At 62.6% G+C, this 23,483-nt stretch carries 25 protein-coding genes; 12 read left to right on the top strand and 13 right to left on the bottom strand.

What is annotated here, in order from left to right; genetic code table 11:
- Positions 1 to 20: 20 nt before the first annotated feature.
- The 5 genes from R3X27_RS21245 to R3X27_RS21265 all read right to left on the bottom strand — a co-directional run bounded on the left by R3X27_RS21245 (position 21) and on the right by R3X27_RS21265 (position 5,049).
- The gene (locus R3X27_RS21245; protein WP_317710906.1) at positions 21 to 617 is read right to left on the bottom strand and encodes a nitrous oxide reductase accessory protein NosL; all 597 of its coding nucleotides are present in this window, start codon (positions 615 to 617) and stop codon (positions 21 to 23) included.
- Between the two features lie 165 nt (positions 618 to 782).
- Complete coding sequence (locus tag R3X27_RS21250; RefSeq protein WP_317710907.1) at positions 783 to 1,199, bottom strand: hypothetical protein; 417 nt, start codon at positions 1,197 to 1,199, stop codon at positions 783 to 785.
- Positions 1,200 to 1,291: 92 nt separating this feature from the next.
- Positions 1,292 to 2,494, bottom strand: a complete 1,203-nt coding sequence (locus R3X27_RS21255) for a PepSY-associated TM helix domain-containing protein (RefSeq protein WP_317710908.1) — start codon at positions 2,492 to 2,494, stop codon at positions 1,292 to 1,294.
- A gap of 157 nt (positions 2,495 to 2,651) precedes the next feature.
- Positions 2,652 to 3,554, bottom strand: a complete 903-nt coding sequence (locus tag R3X27_RS21260; RefSeq protein ID WP_317710909.1) for an EF-hand domain-containing protein — start codon at positions 3,552 to 3,554, stop codon at positions 2,652 to 2,654.
- 130 nt (positions 3,555 to 3,684) lie between these two features.
- Complete coding sequence (locus R3X27_RS21265) at positions 3,685 to 5,049, bottom strand: MATE family efflux transporter (protein ID WP_317710910.1); 1,365 nt, start codon at positions 5,047 to 5,049, stop codon at positions 3,685 to 3,687.
- Positions 5,050 to 5,190: 141 nt separating this feature from the next.
- Between R3X27_RS21265 and R3X27_RS21270 the strand changes: the two genes are divergently transcribed.
- Positions 5,191 to 5,415 carry a hypothetical protein gene (locus tag R3X27_RS21270; RefSeq protein WP_317710911.1) on the top strand — a complete coding sequence of 75 codons (225 nt, stop codon included), beginning with the start codon at positions 5,191 to 5,193 and terminating at the stop codon, positions 5,413 to 5,415.
- 374 nt (positions 5,416 to 5,789) lie between these two features.
- Here R3X27_RS21270 and R3X27_RS21275 read toward each other — a convergent pair whose 3' ends face one another.
- On the bottom strand, positions 5,790 to 7,850 hold the full coding sequence (locus tag R3X27_RS21275; RefSeq protein WP_317710912.1) for a methyl-accepting chemotaxis protein: 2,061 nt from the start codon (positions 7,848 to 7,850) through the stop codon (positions 5,790 to 5,792).
- A 268-nt stretch (positions 7,851 to 8,118) separates the two neighbouring features.
- On the opposite strand from R3X27_RS21275, the gene R3X27_RS21280 reads away from it, so the two are divergent.
- From R3X27_RS21280 to R3X27_RS21310, 7 genes are all read left to right on the top strand, one after another.
- Positions 8,119 to 9,168 carry a dipeptidase gene (locus R3X27_RS21280; protein WP_317710913.1) on the top strand — a complete coding sequence of 350 codons (1,050 nt, stop codon included), beginning with the start codon at positions 8,119 to 8,121 and terminating at the stop codon, positions 9,166 to 9,168.
- A gap of 40 nt (positions 9,169 to 9,208) precedes the next feature.
- Complete coding sequence (locus R3X27_RS21285; protein ID WP_317710914.1) at positions 9,209 to 10,810, top strand: ABC transporter substrate-binding protein; 1,602 nt, start codon at positions 9,209 to 9,211, stop codon at positions 10,808 to 10,810.
- 36 nt (positions 10,811 to 10,846) lie between these two features.
- Positions 10,847 to 11,869, top strand: coding sequence for an ABC transporter permease (locus R3X27_RS21290; protein WP_317710915.1), 1,023 nt, complete (start codon positions 10,847 to 10,849; stop codon positions 11,867 to 11,869).
- Complete coding sequence (locus tag R3X27_RS21295; protein ID WP_317710916.1) at positions 11,866 to 12,783, top strand: ABC transporter permease; 918 nt, start codon at positions 11,866 to 11,868, stop codon at positions 12,781 to 12,783. The genes R3X27_RS21290 and R3X27_RS21295 overlap by 4 nt, the downstream gene beginning before the upstream one ends.
- Entirely contained in the window at positions 12,780 to 13,646 is an 867-nt protein-coding gene (locus R3X27_RS21300) for an ABC transporter ATP-binding protein (protein ID WP_317710917.1), read from the top strand. Before R3X27_RS21295 ends, R3X27_RS21300 begins: the two co-directional genes overlap by 4 nt.
- Positions 13,643 to 14,395: an ABC transporter ATP-binding protein gene (locus R3X27_RS21305; RefSeq protein ID WP_317710918.1), complete on the top strand. Its 753-nt coding sequence runs from the start codon at positions 13,643 to 13,645 to the stop codon at positions 14,393 to 14,395. Before R3X27_RS21300 ends, R3X27_RS21305 begins: the two co-directional genes overlap by 4 nt.
- Positions 14,396 to 14,802: 407 nt before the next feature.
- The gene (locus R3X27_RS21310) at positions 14,803 to 15,249 is read left to right on the top strand and encodes a hypothetical protein (protein WP_317710919.1); all 447 of its coding nucleotides are present in this window, start codon (positions 14,803 to 14,805) and stop codon (positions 15,247 to 15,249) included.
- A gap of 111 nt (positions 15,250 to 15,360) precedes the next feature.
- Here the strand turns inward: R3X27_RS21310 and R3X27_RS21315 are convergent, their stop codons facing one another.
- Together R3X27_RS21315 and R3X27_RS21320 are read right to left on the bottom strand one after the other, a co-directional pair.
- Complete coding sequence (locus R3X27_RS21315) at positions 15,361 to 16,164, bottom strand: aspartate dehydrogenase (RefSeq protein WP_317710920.1); 804 nt, start codon at positions 16,162 to 16,164, stop codon at positions 15,361 to 15,363.
- Positions 16,161 to 17,375, bottom strand: coding sequence for a pyridoxal phosphate-dependent aminotransferase (locus tag R3X27_RS21320; protein ID WP_317710921.1), 1,215 nt, complete (start codon positions 17,373 to 17,375; stop codon positions 16,161 to 16,163). The genes R3X27_RS21315 and R3X27_RS21320 overlap by 4 nt, the downstream gene beginning before the upstream one ends.
- Positions 17,376 to 17,538: 163 nt before the next feature.
- Between R3X27_RS21320 and R3X27_RS21325 the strand changes: the two genes are divergently transcribed.
- Positions 17,539 to 18,396, top strand: a complete 858-nt coding sequence (locus R3X27_RS21325) for a LysR family transcriptional regulator (protein WP_317710922.1) — start codon at positions 17,539 to 17,541, stop codon at positions 18,394 to 18,396.
- A gap of 66 nt (positions 18,397 to 18,462) precedes the next feature.
- Here the strand turns inward: R3X27_RS21325 and R3X27_RS21330 are convergent, their stop codons facing one another.
- The 5 genes from R3X27_RS21330 to R3X27_RS21350 are packed head-to-tail and all read right to left on the bottom strand — an operon-like array spanning position 18,463 to position 21,510.
- Positions 18,463 to 19,677, bottom strand: coding sequence for a TonB family protein (locus tag R3X27_RS21330; protein WP_317710923.1), 1,215 nt, complete (start codon positions 19,675 to 19,677; stop codon positions 18,463 to 18,465).
- Positions 19,674 to 20,051 carry an ExbD/TolR family protein gene (locus R3X27_RS21335; RefSeq protein WP_317710924.1) on the bottom strand — a complete coding sequence of 126 codons (378 nt, stop codon included), beginning with the start codon at positions 20,049 to 20,051 and terminating at the stop codon, positions 19,674 to 19,676. Before R3X27_RS21335 ends, R3X27_RS21330 begins: the two co-directional genes overlap by 4 nt.
- A gap of 4 nt (positions 20,052 to 20,055) precedes the next feature.
- Entirely contained in the window at positions 20,056 to 20,421 is a 366-nt protein-coding gene (locus R3X27_RS21340; protein ID WP_317710925.1) for an ExbD/TolR family protein, read from the bottom strand.
- Complete coding sequence (locus tag R3X27_RS21345) at positions 20,414 to 21,079, bottom strand: MotA/TolQ/ExbB proton channel family protein (RefSeq protein WP_317710926.1); 666 nt, start codon at positions 21,077 to 21,079, stop codon at positions 20,414 to 20,416. The genes R3X27_RS21340 and R3X27_RS21345 overlap by 8 nt, the downstream gene beginning before the upstream one ends.
- Entirely contained in the window at positions 21,076 to 21,510 is a 435-nt protein-coding gene (locus R3X27_RS21350; protein WP_317710927.1) for a hypothetical protein, read from the bottom strand. The genes R3X27_RS21345 and R3X27_RS21350 overlap by 4 nt, the downstream gene beginning before the upstream one ends.
- Positions 21,511 to 21,876: 366 nt before the next feature.
- Between R3X27_RS21350 and R3X27_RS21355 the strand changes: the two genes are divergently transcribed.
- Genes R3X27_RS21355 through R3X27_RS21365 form a run of 3 tightly spaced genes read left to right on the top strand, consistent with a single transcriptional unit; the run spans position 21,877 to position 23,364 of the window.
- Positions 21,877 to 22,191 (top strand): Arm DNA-binding domain-containing protein, encoded by a 315-nt coding sequence (locus R3X27_RS21355; protein ID WP_317710928.1) that lies wholly within the window; start codon positions 21,877 to 21,879, stop codon positions 22,189 to 22,191.
- Positions 22,127 to 22,930, top strand: coding sequence for a tyrosine-type recombinase/integrase (locus tag R3X27_RS21360; protein WP_411572524.1), 804 nt, complete (start codon positions 22,127 to 22,129; stop codon positions 22,928 to 22,930). The genes R3X27_RS21355 and R3X27_RS21360 overlap by 65 nt, the downstream gene beginning before the upstream one ends.
- The gene (locus R3X27_RS21365) at positions 22,930 to 23,364 is read left to right on the top strand and encodes a hypothetical protein (protein ID WP_317710930.1); all 435 of its coding nucleotides are present in this window, start codon (positions 22,930 to 22,932) and stop codon (positions 23,362 to 23,364) included. The genes R3X27_RS21360 and R3X27_RS21365 overlap by 1 nt, the downstream gene beginning before the upstream one ends.
- The last annotated feature ends 119 nt before the right edge of the window (positions 23,365 to 23,483 follow it).

Raw genomic sequence — 23,483 nt, forward strand, 5'->3', positions numbered from 1 at the left:
ACAGGCCGACAGGCATGGCGTCAATTGGCAGCGCGGGCGCGGCGCTCTGCCCGGCGCTTGCGGATCGCGATCGTATCCTCGGCCATGGAGGCGAAGGCAGCGCGCAAAGCGTCATCGAACCCGACGAGTGTCGCCCCTTCCCCCGCCGCTGCCTCGGCAGCCGCTGTCTCCGCATAGGCCCATTTCGAGACTTTCGTCATCGTGCCCATCTTCGCGGGATCAATAACATAGCTCATTCCGGCCGTATCGACGAGCGGCTTGACCTCGCCCTCGGCTCCGGCATCGCCGGCATAAATCACGCGCGGACCGCGATCCATGTTCAGCGACAGGCTGATCGCGGCGCAATGGATGGAGCAAGTGGCGTCGACCGTCTCGTCCTCGAAATGGATGAGGTGACGGGTATGGCTCCACTGCTTGCGCATCATGCCGCAATAGGGGCAGCGCGGATATTTTTCGAACTCGTTTTCCAGCGGGGTCGGATCTTCCTTGAGAAAGCGGGCAAGCCCGTTCTCGTCGGTCCAGTCCCAGGGGGTTTTCATCTTCGGCTGGGCGGTTGCGGAACCAGCGGCAAGCAGTGCCCCGGCAGAAGTGGTGCGGATGAAATCGCGACGTTTCATTGTCTGTCCTGTTGTCCTGAGGATCGCGAACGCCGCGCGGGTCGAAACGGGGGGCACCCCTGTCTCCAAGCAGCGAAGCGGTCGCACATACCGCAGTCTCGACACGGCAAGCCCTGCCGAAGGAACCGGCAGTCCTGCGTCGGTCGTTGCCTGCGGTCCGGCCGATCAGCTCAGGCGAGATGGCGGGGCACGGATCGGCTTGGTGCTCGAGACACCGGGACTGGTGACAGCTTCCCCCACGCTGATCGCACTGGACTGGGCGAGAAGCGCGAAGGCCGGATCAGGCGGCGCGGCTGCGGCGACCTCTCCGAAATCCGCGACCGCGGCGCTGATACAGACCGGGCAGGCATCACCCGTCTTCTCCGCCCCCCCACCGAGTTCGATGACCAGCACACCGTCCCCGGCGCAGATCTCCATCAGCCCGAAGCCGGCGATCTCCGGCTCTGCCCCGAAGGCCCGAACCGCCGAGGCGCCGAGATGATCCGTCGTTAAGAGGATCTGGAACAGCATCGCCACGAGCGCCAGCCCGCGCAGCAAAGCGCGGCCTGTCGGTGGGAAGAGATGGCTCTCGAGGCGCTGCATCGGGCGAGGTCGCTTTCCGGAACGGACGTCCCCGCCATGGGGCGCGTGTCACGCGTGCGGATCAATGAGACACGACGTCCCGCGCCGGGATTTCAGACCGTGGATTTCGCGCGACGGAAGAGCGGCCGGATCAGGCGGCGATAGCTCAGGGCCAAGCCGGTATAGACCATGAAGATGCCCGCCAGCGAGGCCAGCCCGGCAATGGTCTGGCCAATGATGCCGTAGACCTCGCCGGTATGGACGAAGCGCAGCCAGATCCGCGCCCGCATCGCGGCGGAGCGGTCGGCAAGGGACGACACCCCGGTCACCTCGCCGGTCTCCTGCGAAATTGCCAGCGTCTCCTGACGCGCGGCCTGTTTACCGGTTCCCGTATCGAGTTTGGCGCTGACCATCTCGGCCGCGTCTCCGCGCGGCAGGGTCAGGGTGATCCGGTTCCAGGCCGGGTCATGCGCCGCCGCCGTGTCGAGCACGGCCTGCAGCCCCACGCCCTCTTCCGCAATGGCCAGCGATCCGGTGGCATGATCATCGCCCCCGGATCGGCCCCGTCCGCGCCCCATGCCAGCGCCCATGCCCTTGCCGGGCCCATGACCTTGCGCGCCGTCCTCCTCAGTGTGGACAGCTTCGCCAAATGCGGCCTGCACGAGATCGCTTGCCCAGGAATAGGAAATCACCACCCCGGAGAAGATGATGAAGAAGAGCGGGATTGCGGCCCAGCAGGCAAAGACATGGTGCCAGGCGAAATCGCGCGCCTTGGCATTGGGGTAGCTGCGGCGGAACAGGATCCGCATCTTCAACATTCCCCACCTCCAAAGCTTCGGCAGCCAGAGATAGGCCCCGGAGAGCAACAGGAAGCCGAATAGAAGGTTCGCAGCCCCGGTGATGGCGCCGCCCGTCTTGCTCGGACCCGAGAAACTCAGCCAGCGATGAAGATGTGTGACCGAGCCGAAAAAACCCTCGATTGCGGTGGGAGTGTCGGAGAGGACTTCACCGGAATAGGGATCAAGGAAGATCTTCCCGTCCCGCCCGGAGCTCGCCAGAACAGATGCGCTCGGATCGTTCTCGAAAACAAGTTCGGTGACCGCGCCTCCCGTCTCCAGAACAGCGATTTCGGCGAGCGCGTCGGCCGAGAGCGGCCCCGCGCCGGCCCCTTCGACACCAAATCGGTTCTCCGCCCAGTGGATCATCTGGACTTCGTAGGTCAACAACAGGCCGGTGACGGAGAGCAGCAGGATCACCAACCCGGCGGCGATCCCGGTAACAAGGTGGCTCCAGAAGAGGATCTTTCGGAAAGTCATGACAGGCTCGGAATGCGGTGTCCCTTGGACAATTCTGGTAGCGTCGGGCCCTGCCTTCCGCCGTCTTGTCGGGTCACGATGTCAGTTTACTGGGATTCATTGCGAAAACGGGCGGACAGGGTGCCCTGTCCGCCCTGCCGGGATCGTACCCGGCCTGCTATTGGCCGACCTCCACGCAAACAGGAGTGAACCCGGCCGCGGCAGTGCTGTCGGCGACGGACTTGCAGGCGAGGATGTCGCCCGTGCGCGCGTCCACGATCCAAAGGGTGCCATCGGAGGTCGGGACTGCCTCAAACGCAGCCGTCTGCTGGCCGCGCATCTTGCCCTGACCGCCCTGCTGACCGTGACCGCGCCCCTGACCGGCGCGCTGTTCCTGACCTTGCTGCCGGCCTTGCTGAGCATATCCCCGGTCCTTGCCCGGCGCGCGCCCCTGTTGAGGCTGGCCCATGCCTTGCGCTGGTGACTGCACGTCCGATTGACGCCCCTGGCCCTGCCCTTGACCCTGTCCACGGCCCTGTCCTTGGCCCTGGCCACGCCCCTGACCTTTGCCCTGGCCGCGCCCTTGCCCGTTGCCCTGCCCCATGGCGGGGCGTTGGCCCTGACCGTCTTGCCGTGCTCCCTGGCCGAAATCCTCGACCGTCAGCACGCTGTCCCCGTTGCTGTCCATCACCTGCATCCATTGAGCAGAAGCTCCGGCGAATTCCTCCAGCGAGACCGCGCCATCCTTGTCGGCATCTGCTGCGTCGAATGCCCAGACCTGTTCGCCGCGACCAGCTCCGTTGCCGCGGTCGTCGGGGCGTTGCATCGTTCCCATGCGCGCTTCGTCCAACGCGCGATATTCTTCGGCGCTCAGCGCACCATCTTCGTTCTCATCGAATCCCGCGAAGACATCGCCCCGGCGTTCGCTCAACTCGTCGAGGGTGACCTTGCCGTCCTCGTCCGCGTCCCAGTTGGTCAGAAAGCTGGCGCCCGGGACGAAACTGTCCCCGGACTGCTGTGCAATCGACGGGACGGTGCTCAGAGCCAGGACGGCAACGGTGGTGAAGAAGATCGGTTTCATGACGAAGACCCTTCGGTTCCTGTTTGCTATATCAGCAATACGCATAACCGGCTGTGTTCCGTCGCAGGCCCGCAATCTTTTTTGCCTGATCTCCCGAGATCCGAGGTTGCCCCGCAGGCCCTGCCCTCGCCTATTCTTCCGCCGGACCCTTGCGCCATTCTCCCTTGAGCACCCGTCGGTGGAAGAAGGGGAACTTCAGGAGCTCTTCGAACAAGATCAGCGAGAAGACCCAGGTGGCCGAAAGATCCAGCCACAAAACGAAGAGCGCCACCATCGGTACGCGGAACAGCCACTGCGTCATGACGTGCACATTCATCGAGTAGAGCGTATCTCCACCGGCCCGCAGCGTGTGTCCGCACATGATATTCGAGCCACGCAGCAGCGGCATCAGCAGCAGGACCGGGAGGAACGACACCAGCGCCCCCCGCGTCTCTTCGCCGAGATTGGCGTAGATCCGGTCAACGGACAGGCAGAGCGCCAGAAAACACGCGGCCACGATCAGCGCAGCCACAAAAGCCCCGCGCCAGGCACGCAACAGGAAGTCGTTCAGGGTTGAACCACTCTGCCCATTGCCCAGCATCTGCGCGACCGCGATCCCCGTCGCCATACCCCAAGCCGTACTGAAATTGCCTGCAACCATTACCCATGGATTGATCAGAGTCAGCGCCGCGAACTGGTTCACGGTCATCTTGGCATAGATCAGCATGCAGATATTGTTGACGATCACCATAGAGATGAATTGGCCGGCAATCGGCATGGCAAAAACAAGATGGCGACGCACCGAGGCACTGAAAGAGCCATTCCGCCATCCTTCGACGTCCCGGTATGCGCCCGTCAGGCGCAGGAAAAACGCACCAAGAAATAGCGCCCGGGTGAAAGAGGAGACAGCGCTGCCGACGGCCGCCCCAGTTACCCCCATGGCAGGCAAGCCGAAATGTCCGTGGATCAGGGAATAGCTGACCGCCACGTTGATCGGAATGGCGATCATGTAGCTGAAGGCCGGCAACGTCGTGCGCCCGCAGCCGTTGAAGTAGCTGCCGAGGCATTGCGCGACAGCCTCCATCAGCACAACCCACAGAAAGACCGAGAGGTAGCTCCGGGCTTGGGCTGCGATGTCCGGCGAGTGAGCGAAGCTATCGATGATCCAGTCGCCGATAGCCCATACGAGAACGATCCCGAACAGCGCCGAGACGATATTGATCATCATCCCGATATAGACGCCGGTCTTGAGTGACCTTCGATCACCTGAGCCGAAGGCTTGAGCAATACGGATCTGCGCCGCGTTGGAGAAGGCGAAAAGCACACCGAGCAGCAGACCGCCAACCGTGGCCGCCAGTCCCATCGCGGCCACCGAACCTTCGCCAAGCGCCGAGACCAGCCAGACATCGATTACAACGATGCCATGCAACATCATTGCCTTGAGCCCAAGCGGCCAGGCAAGTCTGAAGATGTCTGCATACGACAAGGTGTCCTGGCTCGACGACGAGACAGTCATTCGGGATCCTGCTTACAAAAAGAAACAAATACGTATCGACCGAAGCGAAGGGAAAGGCAACCGCAATTGCGTTCAACCCGACCGTTGCAATACAGCGATTTCAGGTTGCAGGAACCTTCAGACGCATGACGTTGTCTGCTGATGCAGACCATCCGCGAAACCGCCCATCATTCCAAAACCCATGCGCTCGGAATCGACCGCCCTTCGGACGGATCACGTCTGGGTCTGTGTTATCGCCGGTATGCTCCTCCGTCGTTTCACATCGAAACAACCGCGCGCTATCCAGCGACCAAGTCTCCCCACGATCTCTTGAATCACGGCGGCGCGATTGAAACCGAACGCAGCGATGTCAAAAGAGGCATCTGAACCGAAGTCGTTTTTTCCCGTTCTCCACGCCAAAGATTGATCGAAATATCCGGGACCACCTCTTTGGCGCTAACCATGCTGTCCTGAAAACCTGGCTTCAGTGCCGAAACAGAAGACCCACTTGCCCGCGCCAGAACCACGTTTCTGAACCTGATCAAGGTGATATGTCGGCTCTCTGCCTGCAGCAGTATGTCGTTGGAGAACAGAATTGGGAGTTGGAAGAGCCCAGACGAGTCCCGAAGCGAACAATGGGTCGTTGTTTCTCAACAAACCCACTGTCCGCCCGGGACACCGTCTGCCAATGGCTTTTTGCGATCGTTACAAGACCAACGCCGAAAGTATCTATTGCCCGAAGGCAGTTCCGGGCATCAGGGTCAGAAGTCTGCCCATCCGTCATCGAGATCCGTTTCCGGGGTGGCAGATGTTGAAGCCGATACGGTCTCATTCACTGCCTTCGCGACTGCCGGAGCTTTCCGACCGGCGTTGGGAGTCGCCGCAGAAGATTCATGCGAAATCGCCAAGACGTTTTCTCGGCCAAGGCGGAAGCTCGCACTGTTGCGGTCAAGCGCACCAGCTTGCGCCTGAAGCGAACTGACCGCAGCAGTCGTCTCTTCAAACATCGCCGCGTTTTGCTGTGTGACCTGATCGAGCCGGTTGACCGCCGTCGTAATCTCGGAGAGGGTCGTCGATTGCTGCGTGGAAGCATCCGCAACCGCCGCAACAAGCTCGTTCAGCGACATCACCATACCCTGGATTTCCTGAAGTGCTTCACCCGAGTTCTTTACCAGTGTCACCCCAGTCTCAACCTGCTGACCGGATGTATTGATCAGTTCGGCAATCTCCTTCGCTGCTTCGGACGATCTCTGTGCAAGGGCGCGGACCTCCGAAGCGACCACCGAGAAACCGCGTCCTGCTTCCCCAGCCCTGGCCGCCTCGACACCGGCGTTCAACGCCAAGAGGTTGGTCTGGAAGGCAATGTCGTCAATCACATTCGTAATCTTGGAAATCTTGCCGGAGCTTTCGGCGATCTCGGACATGGAGGCAATGGTCTGTTCGACCACCTCTCGCCCGACCTCGGTCTTCTCGCGGGCTTTGACCACAGTGCTAGTTGCTTCGTGCGCCCCCTTGCTCGAGCTATCCACAGAGGCCGAAAGCTCAGTGATCGCCGCTGCGGTTTGCTCTAGGGAGGCCGCCTGGGATTCGGTTCGGCGGCTCATTTCAGTCGCGGCATTGCTCAAGGTGTCGCTTTCGCCGTTGATCGTCTGAGAGCCCTCGACAATCGCGCGGACTAACGAGGAAATCCGTTCGATGGCATCATTGAAGTTCCGGCGCAACTCTTCGTAATCCTCCGGGAACCTGTCTTCGATCCGGGAACTGAGATCGCCCTTTGACATCGCGCTCAGAGAACTCGACAGGGCTGCTACGACCTTGGCTTGCTCGGCACGACGCGCCTCTCGCTCTGCCTCGACCTTTGAACGTTGCTCCTCGCGTTCAATTCTTTGACGCTCTTCATCCGCGCGACGGCGTTCTGCTTCCTCAGCGTCACGTTTCTCCATCGCCAGTTTCTGTTGCAGCGATTCCTCGCGTTCCCGCGCAAGCTCCGTATCTTTCTCCGCCTGCTCCTTTTCCAGTCGCTTGCGCTCGACCAGCTGCTCCCGAAAAACGTCAATGGAACGCGCCATCAGCCCAAGCTCGCTTCTGGCTGCCGTATGCGGCACATCCGATTCCAGATCATCTTCCCGCATCGCCTGCATGCGACCAACCAGACCGGAGAGCGGGCCGGTGATGGAACGGGCAATGCCCCAACTGAACGCGGCCAGCACCATAATACCTGCCCCCAAGGCAATCAGCGCCAGATTGCGCACACTGGCAATCTGAGCCTCGATATCCTCGATATACGAGCCCGTGGCGATCACCCAACCCCATGGCTCGAACGCGCGGGCAAAGCTCAACTTCGGGCGAAGCGCTCCGGAATCATCCCCTTTGCGTTTGGCGCTGTAGGAAACGAAACCGCTGCCCTCGGCTTTCGCGACGGCCCCCAGTTCGACATAGACCTTGACCCCGTTGGGATCGGAAAACCCGGAGACATTTTCCCCGCGCCGGTCGGGATTTCGTCCATGGGCATATAGCGAGAGGTCCTGATCGAAGGCGAAGAGGTAATTCCCGTTGTCATAGCTCGCATCGTTGACGAGTTTTATGCCCTGTTCGATCGCCTCTTCGCGCGGCAACTCGCCTGCCTGGACCTCTGCATCGAGCGCTGCCAACTGACTGACCGTCACATCAACAACATCCCGCAGGTGGAGTTCCCGAAGCGCGTAACTGTTGCGCAACGTGATCGTGTTGATCACAAGACCAATTGCGATGGTGACCAGGATCGCCGCGACTACGATTGCGTAGATGCGGGCGCCAACTCCGAGTTTGATGTTCTTGAGCACGGTGGGCCTCTTCTGGCGATTCGCCGATTTTGGATCAACGAAGTCCTCCCACAGTTCTCCTAACGTAACCTTATTGGGTGCTCATATTTCCAGCACGGAGGTCGTTCTCCAATCGCACAGCGCCCGGTCTCGGGTGTGTTTCCACATCCCTCCGAGGGCAGCGCTCGCCTGTACCGGACAGGGGGAGATAGATGGCGTTGCGAATTCAGCGTTCTCCCGCCGAGCCAGCAACGCTCGGTCTCTCCCCATGACTATGCCTGGAGCAACCATGACCGATTTCCCCGTCTTCGATGGCCATAACGACCTCGTTCTTCGCCTTTTGCTGGGAGACACCACAGCTAAAGATGTATCGGCAAGGCTGGAAGACGGCCACATCGACAAGCCGCGCGCCATTGCAGGCGGGTTCGGCGGTGGATTCTTTGCCATCTACGCCCCGAGCCCGAACGATGGAGGCAACAAGGCGGCCGAGATGTGCAAGCCCTCCTATGACCTGCCACTGCCCGCGCCATTGACGGAAGAGGAAGGGCTCGATTGGACGTTGCGGGGCTTTGAAGCACTGGACGCGCTCGAAGCTGCGGGAGCGGTGCGCCTGTGCCGGACATCGGCGGAGATCGCCGCGGCGCTGCCCGGCGAGGCGATGGCCGCGGTCAGCCATATCGAGGGCGCAGAAGCGATTGATCGAGATTTCGGGCGGTTACACGACTTCCATGCGCGCGGGTTGCGCTCCCTCGGCCCGGTCTGGAGCCGGGACACGGTTTGGGGTCATGGCGTCCCCTTCCGTTTCCCGTCGACGCCAGATATCGGGCCGGGACTGACCGAGGATGGCAAGGCATTGATCCGCGCCTGTAACGCTTTGAAAATCATTGTAGATGTTTCACACCTGAACGAGAAAGGCTTCGACGATGTGGCCCGGATCAGCGACGCGCCGCTGGTCGCGACCCACTCCAATGCCTGGAGCGTGACCCCGCATTCGCGCAACCTGACCGACCGGCAACTGGACATAATCCGCGACAGCGACGGCATGGTCGGGATCAATTTCGCCAGTGCCTTCCTGCGGCCCGACGGCCGGATGGATAACGATCTCGGGTTCGATGTCATGCTCCGGCATTTCGACCATCTCGTCGAGCGGCTGGGCGAGAACCGCATCGGATTCGGTTCGGATTTCGACGGTGCTCTTGTTCCCAAACCGATACAGGATTGTGCCGGCCTGCCCAAACTTCTGGCGGCCATGGGGGCACATGGGGTCGACGAGGCCCTCATGACCAAGGTCACACATGGAAATTGGTTGCGCGTCTTGAGCAACACGTGGGGAGAGTAGCGCGTTCCCACAGTGGAAAACCGAACAGGGAGTTCGAAAGATGAATTTGAGATACGCACTCGCAAGCGCTGCCGTGGCCGCCCTGATGGCCGGCTCCGGGATCGCCCCCGTATTTGCCGAAACGCCGCCCAACATGCTCGTCATCGCCAACCGGATCGACGACATCAAGACCTTCGACCCAGCCGAAACCTTCGAGTTCGCCGGTTCTGACGTAAACCGCAACGTCTATGAAAAGCTCGTCAATTTCGACCCGCTCGACCTTGACGCCGGTTACCAGCCGGCCCTCGCGGAAAGCTGGGAAATCTCGGCGGATGGCCTGACCATCACCTTCACAATGGCCGAAGGACATGTCTTCTCCAGCGGCAACCCGGTGACGGCGAAGGATGCCGAGTTCTCGCTGCGCCGGGCGGTGCTGCTGAACAAGACGCCCGCCTTCATCCTGACCCAGTTCGGTTTCACCGCCGACAATGTCGAGGAAACCATCGTCGCCCCGGATGATGCCACGCTGGTCCTGACGCTGGACAAGCCCTACGCGGTTTCCTTCGTACTCAACTGCCTTACCTCCACGATCGGCGGCATCGTCGACATGAAGGCGGTGATGGAGAACGAGGTCGAGGGTGACATGGGCAACGCCTGGCTGCGCACCAACACGGTCGGCTCGGGGCCCTACAAGGTCATGGACTGGAAGCCGAACGAGAGCGTGCTGATGGACCTGAACCCGAATTATGGCGGTGAAACACCGGCCATGGAGCGGGTCATCGTCCAGCACATCCAGGAGAGCGCAACCCAGCGGCTGCAACTCCAGCGCGGCGATATCGACGTTGCGCGCAACCTCTCGCCCGAGGACGTGGCGGGGCTTTCCGAGGTCGAAGGCGTGAAGATCGTCGACGAACTGCGTGGCCGCCTGATGTACTGGTCGGCCAACCAGAAAGTCGAGATGTTGGCCGACCCCAAGGTGGTCGAGGCGCTGAAATGGGCAACCGATTACACCGGCATGGCGGATTCCTTCCTCAAGGGTCAATACACGGTGCATCAGGCCTTCCTGCCGCTCACCTTCCTCGGTGCGCTGGAAGAGAAGCCCTTCGATTTCGACCTGGAGAAGGCCAAGGCGGCGCTGGCGGAGTCCGGCTATCCGGAATGTGGCCCGATCAAGATCTCGGTTCGCGATGCGCAAGAGCGCCTCGATATCGGCCAGTCGCTTCAGAACACCTGGGGCCAGATCGGCTGCGAGGTCGAGTTGATCGTCGGCACCGGCGCACAGACGCTCGACCGCTACCGCGCCCGCGAGCATGACATCTATCTCGGCGCCTGGGGGCCCGACTATCCGGACCCGAACACCAATGCCGGCACGTTCGCCATCAACCCGGACAATTCCGACGAGGCGGGCGCGACTGGCCTTCTCGCCTGGCGAAATGCCTGGGGTATCCCGGAGATGAGTGAGACCACGCTGGCGGCGGTCGTCGAGAACGACACCGAAAAGCGCAAGGAGATGTATTTGGCGCTGCAGGGCGAACACCAGATGGTCAGCCCCTTCGGTGTCATGTTCCAGAAGATCGAACAGAACGGCATGCGCGCCAACGTCGAGAACTTCGTCGCCGGTGGCGCCACCACGGCGGTCTCCTACTGGGTCATCACGAAATAGATGTCCGACAGCTACGCAAGTGACGGGGGACGGCAGATGCCGTCCCTTCCACCCTGGTTGCGCAAATCGCTGACCACGTTGGCGACGGTCGCGGCGACCATTCTCGGGCTGCTTTTCGTGACCTTCATGATCGGCCGCGTGATGCCGATCGACCCCGTGCTCGCGGTGATCGGCGAACGGGCGACGCAGGCCCAGTATGATGAGACCTTCCTCGCGCTTGGGCTCGACAAACCGCTGCTCGTCCAGTTCGGGATTTACGTGAACTCGGTGCTCCACGGCGATCTGGGCCAGTCGATCCGGACCGGTCAGGAGGTCTCGACCGATATCGCCCGCGTCTTCCCGGCAACACTGGAGCTGGCCACGCTCGGTACGCTGATCGGCATCATCCTCGGCGTCCCGCTCGGGGTTCTTGCCGCCGTCAAACGGGGGAGCTGGATCGACCAGATCGCGCGCTTCGTCGGGTTGATCGGCTACTCGATGCCGATCTTCTGGCTCGGGCTTCTCGGTCTTCTCGTTTTTTACGGCATTCTCGGCTGGGTTGCCGGGCCCGGACGGGTCGGTATCTTCTATCAAGGCGTTGTGGAACCGATCACCGGGATGCTCCTTGTCGACAGCGCGCTGCGCGGCGAATGGGCCGTGTTCCGCGACGCCTTCTCCCATATCATCCTGCCTGCCTCGCTGCTGGGCTACTACAGCCTCGCCTATATCAGCCGCATGACCCGCTCCTTCATGCTCGAACAGCTCGGCTCGGAATATGTAACGACCGCGCGGGTGAAAGGGCTGAGCGAGTGGAACGTGATCTGGGGCCACGCCTTCCGCAACATCCGCATCCAGCTCGTTACGGTGATCGCGCTGGCTTATGCCAACCTGCTGGAGGGTTCCGTGCTGACAGAGATCATCTTCGCCTGGCCCGGCCTCGGGCAATACATCACGACCTCGCTTCTGGCCAATGACATGAACTCGGTGCTGGGCGGAACCATCGTGATCGGGACGATCTTCGTCGGCATCAACATCTTCTCTGACCTGCTGTACCGCTTCTTCGATCCGAGGGCCAAATGACGACAGACACCCACGGAGTGCGCGACTGGTTGCTTTCCGATGCGCCAACCTCCCGCCGACAGGCGAGCCTTGCGGCCTGGTACAAGGGCTGGCTGACTTTCCGGTCCAACACGCTGGCTATGATCGGGCTCGGCGTGCTCGCCATCCTGATCCTCGCCGCGATCTTTGCGCCGCTGCTGGCGAGCCATGACCCCTTCACGCAGGACCTTGGCGCGCGGCTGCTGGAACCGGGCGAGAATAGGCATCTCTTCGGCACGGACAGCCTCGGCCGGGACATTTATTCCCGCATCCTCTTCGGCGCGCGGATCTCGATCTATATCGTGCTGCTCGTCGCCATGGTGGCGCCGCTCGTAGGGCTGATCGTGGGCACGGTGGCGGGCTATGCCGGCGGCTGGGTGGACGTGTTGCTGATGCGGATAACCGACATTTTCCTCGCCTTCCCCCGCCTCATCCTCGCACTGGCCTTTGTCGCCGCCCTCGGCGCCGGCATCGAAAACGCGGTGCTTGCGATCTCGCTGACCGCCTGGCCGCCCTATGCGCGGATCGCGCGGGCGGAGACCCTGACCATCCGCAACTCCGACTTCATCCACGCCATTCGGCTACAAGGCGCGGGGCATACCCAAATCGTCACCCGGCATATCTGGCCGCTCTGCATCTCTTCGCTGGTGATCCGGGTCACGCTCGACATGGCCGGGATCATCCTGACCGCGGCGGGCCTTGGCTTTCTCGGTCTCGGCGCGCAGCCACCCAGCCCGGAATGGGGCGCGATGATCTCCGAGGGGCGCAAATACATCCTCGATTACTGGTGGGTGGCCACGATCCCCGGCCTCGCCATCTTCGCCATTTCGCTCGCTTTCAACCTGCTCGGAGATGGCCTGCGTGACGTGCTCGACCCGAAGGAAGGAAACTCGTGAGCGACGCAACACCCCTTCTCGACATCGAGAATCTCTGGGTCCGCTTCGCGACCCGGTCCGGCACCTTCGACGCCGTGCGCGGGATCTCGGTCTCGCTGGGCCGCGAGCGGCTGGGCATCGTCGGAGAATCCGGCTCCGGAAAGTCGATGACCGGGCGCGCGATCCTGCGCCTCATCCGCTCCCCCGGCGCCGTCACGGCGGACCGGATGGAATTGCGCGGCGAGGAATTGCTGACGGCCTCCGAGACGCGGATGCGCGCACTCCGGGGCGGCAAGGTCTCGATGATCATGCAGGACCCGAAATTCTCGCTCAACCCGGTGATGAGCGTCGGCCAGCAGATGGTCGAGGCGCTGCGGACGCATGAGAAGTTCTCCAGGGTCGCCGCCCGCACCCAGGCGATCGCCATGCTGGAAGAGGTCTCGATCCGCGACCCGGAGCGGGTCTTCGACCTCTACCCGCACGAGGTCTCGGGCGGCATGGGGCAGCGGATCATGATCGCAATGATGCTGCTGCCGAACCCCGAAGTGCTGATCGCGGATGAGCCGACCTCGGCGCTCGATGTCTCAGTCCAGCTCCAGGTGCTCGATATCATGGACCGGCTGGTGCGCGAGCGCGGTATGGGGCTGATCTTCATCAGCCATGACCTGAACCTCGTCGCCAAGTTCTGCGACCGGATCGTGATCATGTATGCAGGGCGGATCGTCGAGGTCGTCGAGGCGTCCGAGCTGCGCAACGCGCGCCATCCCTACACGCTCGGCTTGCTGAACTCGGTCCCCGATCTTGAACACCCGCGCGCGCGGCTGGACGTTCTGAAACGCGACCCGGCCTGGCGTGAGGCCCCATCTGTGAGTGCGCGGACATGAATGCGATCACAATCCGGCATCTCGATGTCTGGTTCGGCAACGGCACGGAACGCTCCGACGCCGTCTCGGATGTCAGCTTCGACGTGGCAGAAGGCGAGAGCTTCGGGCTGGTCGGCGAAAGCGGCTCGGGAAAGTCCACCATCCTGCGCGCCATCGAGGGCATTGCGCCGAACTGGTCGGGCGAGATGTCGGTGGCCGGAGAACTGCTGAGCAAACGGCGCAGCCACCAGTTTTACCGCAACGTCCAGATGGTCTTCCAGGACCCCTACGCCTCGCTGCACCCGCGCCAGACCGTGGACCGGGTGCTGTCGGAGGTGATGCGCCTGCATGGCGTCACCGATATCGACAGCCGGATCGACAAGCTGCTGGACGATGTCGGGCTCGGCACCGGGTTCCGTTTCCGTTTCCCGCATCAGCTCTCGGGAGGACAACGCCAACGCGTCGCCATCGCGCGGGCGCTGGCGCCGGAGCCTCGCATCCTGCTTCTCGATGAGCCGACCTCGGCGCTTGATGTCTCGGTCCAGGCCGAGATTCTGAACCTGCTCGTCGATCTGCGCGAGGAGCACAAGCTGACCTATGTCATGGTCTCGCATGACCTTGGCGTCGTCGGCCATCTCTGCGAGCGGATCGCCGTTATGAAATCCGCCGAGATCGTCGAGTTTCTGGGTGTCGAGGAGATGCGCAAACTTCAGGCGACCGACCCCTATACAAGGCACCTGCTTGAAAGCTCGATCCACTCGCTCAGGTAACGACAAGGATGCGCGGGGCGTAATGCGCGAAAACCGCCTTCCACCCGTTTCCGCCTTCCTCTGGGAGTCATGCCCCGATGGCGCGACCTGCGGGCTATGGGCGCATCCGCCCGGAGCCCGGACGGCCATTGGCGATACGGCGCGCCCCTGACCCTGAGCTGCGCTGCCATTCCAACCGAAAAACGCCACACGCGCCGCCTCGCCCGCGCGGCCGCTCCGATTGGCGCCGCCCGTTTTTTGCCAACCCCTGCTCCGCTATCTGTGATGTGCATCAGCGCACATGAACCCAATATATTCTTCTGTTTTCGTTCAGGGATCACAGACCCATCTGTTTCTCATCGAAGGCGCACACAGCGCTGCAACACAAACCGCATCAACGACCAAACGCATCAAGAAGGACCATCCCCATGAACCGCATCGCCCTGACCACCGCCCTCCTGCTCTCGCTCTCCGCGCCGGCTTTCGCCTCCGACCAGCTCGCCAATCAGCTGAATGTCGAGCCGGGTGTTTACACCACGGCCGAGCTTATCTCCCTGCGCAACGCCCTTGAGAGCGACGATCGCGCTGCGGCCAACGCGATCCTCTCCAATCCCGGCGGGTTCGGCAGCGTCGATGCTGAAACGGTTCGTGAAATCGCCCTGCGCAGCGCCGAGCAGGATCACGAGCAGGCCGCTGCCAACTACCTCCGCAACGGCGGGGAGAACGGCAGCTTCACGGTTTCCACCAAGAGCGGCATCTCCGCCGGACATGCCCAGCTCGCCGAGTCCCTCGGTGTTGATGCGGCCGACTACTCGCTGGCCGAGCTGGTCAAGCTGAAGTCCGAGCTGTCCTCGGAGAACGGTCGCGACAGCTGACCCTCTCCAACAGACAGATGTCGCTCAAAGGCCCGTCCCGAAAGGGGCGGGCCAAATTCGTTGGAGCCGTCGTTTCTGTCCGTCGGCCCCGGCGCGCCGGGGCCGCTGCCTTCAGGTGCCGACCCGCAGGGATGCGGAGCGCTGCCGGAGCAGGGCAATGACGCTTTGCGGGGTGATCCGGCCGGTTGCCGGGTTCTGCGCACTCGGGCGGCCCTGTATCGTCATGGTGAAATCAGAACTGTCCGAAATCACGTGGACGCTGTGCTGGTTCCGCTCAAGCCCAGGGTCGGCCCAGATTTCCAGCCGGGTGAGGTCAGGCCCCAGACCGGCGAGACTGACAGCGGCGGCAACATTGACATTGGCCGGGAAGGCCCGCGCGACCTCGGTCACCGATCCCGACAGGATACAGCGCGGCGCGTCCAGCCCCGTCAGGTCGATGCCCGCTTCGGCGAGATAGGGGGCGCCGAGCAGGCCGGCCACCGGCTTCCGGGTCTCAATCGTCACCGAGGTGATCTCTCCAACCGCCGCCGCCTTGAGCGCATCGAGGCCAAGCATGGCGCCGGAAGGCACGAGGATCCGGCCACCATGTGCCTCGGCCAGGGCGATGAGGTCGTCGCGGCCGAGCAGTTGACTTGCGGACAGCACGACCAGGCTCTTGCCCCGCTCAAGCACCGGTCGGGCTATCGCCTCGAAGAGCTGCGGTGGCAGGCATTCGATCACCAGGTCGCAGCGGTCGGCCAGGTCCTCGAAGCCGAGATGCGCAACCGGCCGCGCGAGCGTGGCGTTGAAGGCGTCCGCGCGCGCCTGCGAACGCGCGGCAAACCCCGCGAGCGTGCAGCCGGGGATCTCGTCGCGATCCAGCGCCCCGGCAACGTTCAGCCCGATGGCCCCCATCCCCGCGATGCCGACTTTCATGCCCGATACCTCTCGACCATCTCCACGATCCGCCGCGCCGCTGCGGCAGCATTCCCATGATCCTGCGAGAAATTCAGACGGATCGACTGGCCCGAGTCCGGTCCGAACTCGCTGCCCGGTGTCACGGTCACACCGGCTTGGTGCCGCAGCAGTCGCACGAAGACCTCCGGTGCGACACAGAGCGGCGGCAGTTCTGGGAAGAGATAGCTGCCCGCCTGAGGTGCGGCGGTCGGCAATCCTGCGGTTCGGAAGATGTCGAGGAGCTCATCCCGGATCGCCTCATGCGCCGCGATCCGTTGGTCCATCCAGCCTGCCGGCTCCTGGAACCAAGTGGTGAGCGCCGCTTGATTATACCCGGCGGCCCGCAGAGAAACGATGGCCTGCAGCTTCTCCATCCTGTCGACAAGCGCGGCAGATCCGAAAGCGACCCCGAGCCGGAAGCCGCTCAGCGATTCCGTCTTGGACGGCCCCATGATGGTGAGAAGGTTCTCCGGCCGCGTCTGGCAGGCCCGCAGATGGGTGTAGGTCTCGCCGCTATAGAGCAGGCGGGAATAGAGCTGGTCGACGATCACCGTCGCGCCATGCTCCGCCGCCAGCGCGGCAATCCTGTTGATCGTTTCCTCGGAGCAGACATGCCCGGTCGGGTTGTTCGGGTTGGAAAAGACCAAGACCTTGGTGCCATCCCGGAACGCCTGTTCCAACCGGTCGAGATCGGGGCCGTTTTCGCCCGCCTTCCCGGAATACCGAAGCGGGATGGGGACAATCTCGCCGCCATAGAAGCGGACAAGCTTGCGATTAGCAAAATAGTCGGGCTCGACGATGGCAACCTTCGTTCCGTCCGCAACAACCGCGCCCATGGCAAGGAAGAGCGCGCCCTGCGTGCCCGGCGTGAGGATCAGTTCCTGCTCCGGATCGATCGGAGCGCCGGAGAACTCCGCGAGCCGGCCGGCCAACCCCTCCCGGATCGCGGCGGCCCCGCGATATTCGGTATAGGCCTGGGCGCCACCGACCGCATATCCCTCTCGCCAAGCCTGTTCCGCTCCCGGCGGCGGCGGAAAGGCATCGACATCGCCATGCGAGAAATCGACGGGCGCTCCGTCCATGCGTTCCCCGCGCTGGAGGGCCGCAACCTGATCCACGCTTTGCCGCACTTCTTGTCCGGGTGCGTTGTCGGCTCCAAGGCCGCTGAACCTGGCTTCCAATGTCGTCATTTTTTTGCCCTTGCCGCAAGACCCGCACTGGACATCCTATTGGCACCCCTGCGGAAAAGTTTCCCATAGCGGCCCTGTCTCCGGAAGGCCGCGCAAGAAACATTTAACATGCTTCAAAACGAAGAAATACTATGTTTAATTGAATTCAGAAGATAGGTTTTGCATGGATTCAAGATTCATTCGAACTCTGGTTGCGGTTGTCGAGACCGGGTCCTTTGCCGCGGCTGCGCGCCTCCAACAGCTCACGCCAGCTGCTGTCACGCAACGGGTCCGGAGCCTTGAGGCAGAACTTGGGGAAAGCCTTGTGGTCCGGGCCGGGCAACGGGTTGCGCCGACACCGGCCTGTCTGGCGAGCTTGCCCCGTCTGCGCCGGATCTGCGCCGAGATGGAACAGCTCGCAACGGATCTGGACCAGACCGGCCTCAGCGGAGAGATCCGCCTCGGCGCCATATCGACCGCGCTCAGCGACCGTATCCCCGCCCTTCTCGCCAGATTGCCTGACGCCGCGCCCGGCGCGTCACTGCATATCGTTCCGGGGACGTCGCGCGAGCTGTTCGAACGGCTCTCGCGCCAGGAAATCGATGCCGCCTTCCTGATCCGTCCGCCTTTCGAGATCCCCAAAGCGCTCGGCCTCGTCCCGATCGAGACCCAGCCCTTCGTGCTCATCATCCGGTCCGGCGACGACCGATCGGCAGAGGAGATCATCGCGACAGATCGTGCCCTCGTCTACGATACCGCCTCCTGGGGTGGCAGGCTCCTGGCGCCGTGGCTCAAGGGACATGTCGCTCCGGAGCGGATCCTCTGCGAACTCGACGCGTTGGAAGCCATCGCCTCGGCGGTCGCCCGGGGCCTCGGCTATGCCGTTGTGCCGGACTGGCGCGGGCTTTCCCGTATGGGGAGCATTCGGCGCGTCTCCATCCCCGAGATCCAAGCAAGACGGGAGATGATCCTGCTGCACCGGAACCTGCGCCCGGACGGCATTGCCATCCTGCGAGACGAGGACGGCTCTCCCGGACACTGAGATTCTGTCGAACCCGAAATGGCCACCGGCACGGGCCCTGTTCCCGGGAATTCCTTCCTTACCCGGTCAGTTGCTCCGATAGACGAAGCTGAACCGTCGCTGGGCCCCTTGCGGCGGAGGCGGGAAAGGCGATGCCTGAAGAACCTGTTGCCGGGCGGCGGTATCGAACTCATACGTTCCCGTACTTCTGGTGATGTTGACCCACGAAACAGTCCCGTCGCGATTGAGCTCGAAGATAACCCGGGCCGAGCCAGGTGTCCGGATGGGGATGGTCGGCGCCCGGTTCAGATGCATCAGCACCCGCCCTGCATAATTGGTGACATCGGCGTTTCCGGGGCCACGACCCGTGCCGCTGCTTCGACTGGACCTCGACCCGCCGCCGCCAAAGATCGAATAGTCGATCTCGCCGCGCATGATCGCGGCCAGCTCGGAGTCGTCGTCGACCTCCAGCACTGTGTTCGGATCGGCCGTTTGCGTCGAGGGCGGCACTGGGGGGCGTCTGGTTGGAAGCTGCGGTCGTGGCGAGGACAGGACGGCCAGCTCGGACTCACCGGTCGTCTCCTCGCCGGTCGCAAGCTCCGAAGTGTCGGGCACCGGTTCAACAGCCGCCTCGGGTGGTGCGGGATCGACCGTTTCCGTTTCCGCCGAGACAACCGGGATCGACGCGACGTCGGGGGATTGCGCAATCGGCAGCGTGGGGACGCTCTGGACCGGCTCCGGGGCGGTCGGGCTTGGCGCCGCGGGCGCGGTCGCGACCGTTGGAGCCGCGACGGGCTCAGCGGCGACAGGATCGACCGGTTGCGCCGCTGATGTGTCATTGACCGGGCTGGCTTCGACCGGCGGCGTGGTCGGTGCGGCGGCCCGTCCGTCCGGTGGGGTGCCCGACGGGTCCCCGACCGAGGGCGTGTCGGCACCGGTGCTATCCGGCTCGACGGGGCTGACCTGCTCCGGTTCCGGGCTTTCCGCCTCGCCCAAGTCGGGCGACAACACATTCTGTGGATTGTCCGATGCCACGAGGGCCATCGTCGTGGGCGGATCGGTCCGCTCCGGTTCCGGCGGAGCGACCGGCTGGGCGGCGACCGGGGCGGTCTCGGCCGGGGCCGGTTCAGAACTCGTTTCGGCGAGATCCTCGAAGGCCGTCCCCATGGAGACCGCGTCTGCCGCGGCAAGGTCTGCAGGCGGCTCGGGCCGCACGCGAACGGTCAGGCCGAGACCGGTGAGATGCACGGCAAGCGACAGCAGAAGGGCCACGGCCGCGATGGCTGCCGACCGGCGGATCATGGGAGCGCCTGTTCGGTTACGATGAAGACAGAGGGGGCTCCAAAGCGGCGAAGCGCGCCCGTCACTTCGATCAAACGCTCCGCCGAGGCCTCGCGGTCCGGGACGATCCGCACCGGCTCGGCCGCCTGATCGGCCATGAACGCCTCCGGATCGACCGGGAGCCCACGGAAGATGAGCTGTCCGTTCTTGCGCAGGACAAGCGCGTCCGGCGGTTCACGCCCCTCCAACCCGGTCGTGTCGACAAGGGTCACCTCGCCATCGAGCGGAGGCGCAACCGTACCGGCGATCAGGAAGAAGATCAGCATGAGGAAGACCACGTTGATCAGCGCGATGGTCGAGTCGCGCCTGCGCCGCGGTGTGGGAGGGCGGATCATGGTTTCACTCCAGCACCGTGACGCTGAGGTCCTCCCGCCCGCGCAGCCGAACAAGCAGATCGACCAGCCGCTGTGACGAGGTGTCGGCGTCGAGGCTGACCAGAACCTGACCGGCTTCGATCCGCGCGGACAGGTCGTCCAGGGAGAGGTCAGCACCGTTGAGGGTCAGCCGGTCCGCGCCAAGCTGCACAAAGACACGGTCTTCGACCGTGCTGGGCGCCGACGCTCCGGGCGCTGCCTGACGCAGTTCGATTTCGCCGAATTTCGAGAAGGTCGAGGACAGCATGAAGAACAGCAAAAGCAGGAAGATTACGTCAATGAGCGGTGTCAGCGCCACCGGGCGGCGAATAAAGGGGGCGACATTACGCATGCGTCGCAACCGGCGCGGCACCGCGCTCGTCTTCCCCCCCCGGGTCGGTGATGCCCGGCACCAGAACGGTCCGCAATGCCTTGTCGGCAAAGACCCGGTCGGCCGCGGTCCGGCTTTCGAGCCAGGCGAGGATCATCGAGGTCGGCATGGCAACCGCAAGCCCGACTGCCGTGGTCAGCAGCGCAACCCAGATCCCCCCGGCCAGCAGCGATGGATCGACCGAAGACCCGGCTTTCTGAAGGCTCTGGAACGCGTCGATCATGCCAAGCACGGTGCCAAAGAGCCCGAGAAGGGGCGCCAGCTGGGCCACGGTGTCGAGAAAGCGAAACCCGCGCTCCAGCCCGGCGAGCGCCAGACCGGCTTCCGCGTCGAGTCGTGCGTCGAGGCCGGGCTGGTCCGGATCTGTCATCGCCGCGCCCACGAGCGGCGCAAGGTAGCTCTGGCTCTCGGCCAGTTTCGCGCGTGCCGCGCGACGGTCGCCGAGATCCCAGGCGACAAGGGCCTCCGACAACACCTTGTGGCGACCGACCCCGGAGGTTGCAAACTGCCAGATCTTGTAAAGCGTCACGCCGAGTGCCAGCACCGACAGCACGAACAGGATCGCGATCACCGGTCCGCCGAGATCGAGAATCCCGCGCAGTGTTTCCAGGGCGCTCATCCGAGCAACTCCACCTCGAGACGGCTGTCGAGCGACAGGGCCGAGTCGCAAATCTCGCTGTCAGCCCCGTCCACGACGCAGGTATTCGCCCCGTTGATCAAGGCCTGACCGATAGTACCGCAGGACATTTCAGGCAGGTCAAACTGCCGAACACGGGGCCGATCTGCTGGCAGGTCCCGGAAATCGAACAGGGTCAGGCTGGCAACCCCACCGGACGGGTCGAAGATCACCGTCTCGAACACGGCCTTGTCGATCGCGGTCCCCGTCTCATTCCGCACGAGGAAGCTCAGACGGCAGGCGCCGCCAACATCGTGGATCGCGTTCAACTCGAGAGAGAGGAGCGCAGGCGGCAGCGCATTGGATTGCGCAGACGCAACGACGGGAACCGCACAGGCAATCACCGTCGCCAAGGCGTGGGAACGAAATGACATGGACAGGCTCCTTTAAGGTCTTGCCTCGAACAATGCAGCCAAGACGGCACCAATGGCAGCTCAAAACGGGATACGGCTGTCGATATCCCAGCCACCGGGCAATCTAAAGAGCCGCCAACGTCAATGTGATCGGGCTCACCATGGATGGGTGGTTCGGCGCGATCACACCGCCAGTTGCACCTGCGCCGGGGCAAAGCCTGACCATTGGCTGCAGAACAACGTAGCGATCCCTACGGCGCCATATTGTATTCCGGCATGTTCCGGAAAAACTTCACATACCTTTGAAATAAGGTTGCTTTACTCCCCACTGTGCTTTCATGTTCCGAGTTGTTCCACTATATTGAGGGGGAACGATTGGGGGAACAAATGCCTTCCGCAACCACAGCCACCCGCAAAGCCCTGACGGCCGCGTTCGTCAGTTCCGCAAAGGAGCCCGGCAAGTATCACGATGGCAAGGGCACCGGCTTGTTCCTTCTCGTGAAGACGAGCGGCGCCAAATCGTGGGTTCAGCGCATCGTTATCCGGGGCAAGCGGAGGGAAATGGGACTCGGAAGCCCTCCGGTCGTGACGCTGGCAGAAGCACGGGAGCAGGCGTTGGAAAACAAGCGCGTTGCCCGTGCTGGCGGCGACCCGCTCGCGCAGAAGCGCAAGGCGCAAGGCGCAAGCCGTCCTGACGTTTGAAGAAGCCGCCCACAAGACACATGCAGAACTCTCCCCGACCTGGAAGAACCCCAAGGATCGGGCCGCGTTCCTCTCCACGCTTGAAACCTACATCTTTCCGCATTTCGGCGCGGTTCCGTTGCCAGAAGTCACGAGCGCCGACATCAGGCAGGCTATATTGGCCGCTCGGGAGAAGGTGCCACATTTGGCGCGCAAGCTGGTCTATCGAATTTCCTACGTGTTCAAGTGGGGCATTGCCGAAGGCATGTGTTCCAGCAATCCATCAACGGCACAGTCTCTTGCCCTACCGCGCGTGGAGCGGAAGGCGAAACACCGCAAGGCGCTGCCTTACTCGGACGTTGCCGGATGTATTGAAACGGTCCATGCTTCGCGCGCATGGAAGGCAACCAAGCTGGCGATGGAGATACTGGCTGAAGCGGCAGACCTGCGCGACGGGTCCGGCCTCGTCTTCCCCAGTTTGCGCGGCAAGGTTCTGTCCGACATGACGCTTTCCAAGCTGGTCAAGGAACTCGGCTTCGATGCCGATATTCACGGCTTCCGCACGTCATTCCGGACTTGGGCGCAGGAGAGGAAGAATTACCCCCGCGAGGTTGCGGAAGCCGCGCTGGCGCACAAGACGGGCGATGCCGTCGAGCAAGCCTATGCCCGCTCGGACGTGTTCGAGAAGCGACGGAAAATGATGGAGAGTTGGGCGGCGTTCCTGAGCGAGACAGACGCCAAAGTTGCGAGGATTGGGTGATGAGCCCCAACAATAGTCTGACCGATTTCAATGAAGGAATAGCCAAAAGGGTCACCCTTCTCTTTCATCGCGTGCTTCGAGCACGCGCCCAATTTCAAGACGTTCGAGAAGGAAACACGTTAGATGCAATCGACAAGTCTTTTGAATTCTATTTGAATGAAATTCTCGCCCTTTCCGACGACACAACAGACATCATCAGCGCCTATGTACCACAGGTAGAAACCGCAACGCATTGGGCAACGGACATCTTCCAGTTGGAAGAAAACTGCCTAGACGAGAATGAGTTGGCCCAGCAAGGCCTAAGGCGGTTGGTTGAAATGAACGACACTTTGCCTCGTACAAGCCTCGGAAGAGATCTACTTGAGAGTGTCAAAGACAGGATAGGGCCTATTAGCGATTACGAAATAACAACGTTTGCTGACATTGCTCTTTAGGAACAGTTCAATACCGAAGGTACACCGTTTCATGGAATGCTCATGCTATCCCCCAAGGATGAACGTTGGCACGCAGCTTGGATTCTCTGGAGCTACAAGGAAATGCTTAGTTCCCTAGC

This window comes from Tropicimonas sp. TH_r6, assembly GCF_033101155.1.
GTDB lineage: Bacteria > Pseudomonadota > Alphaproteobacteria > Rhodobacterales > Rhodobacteraceae > Tropicimonas.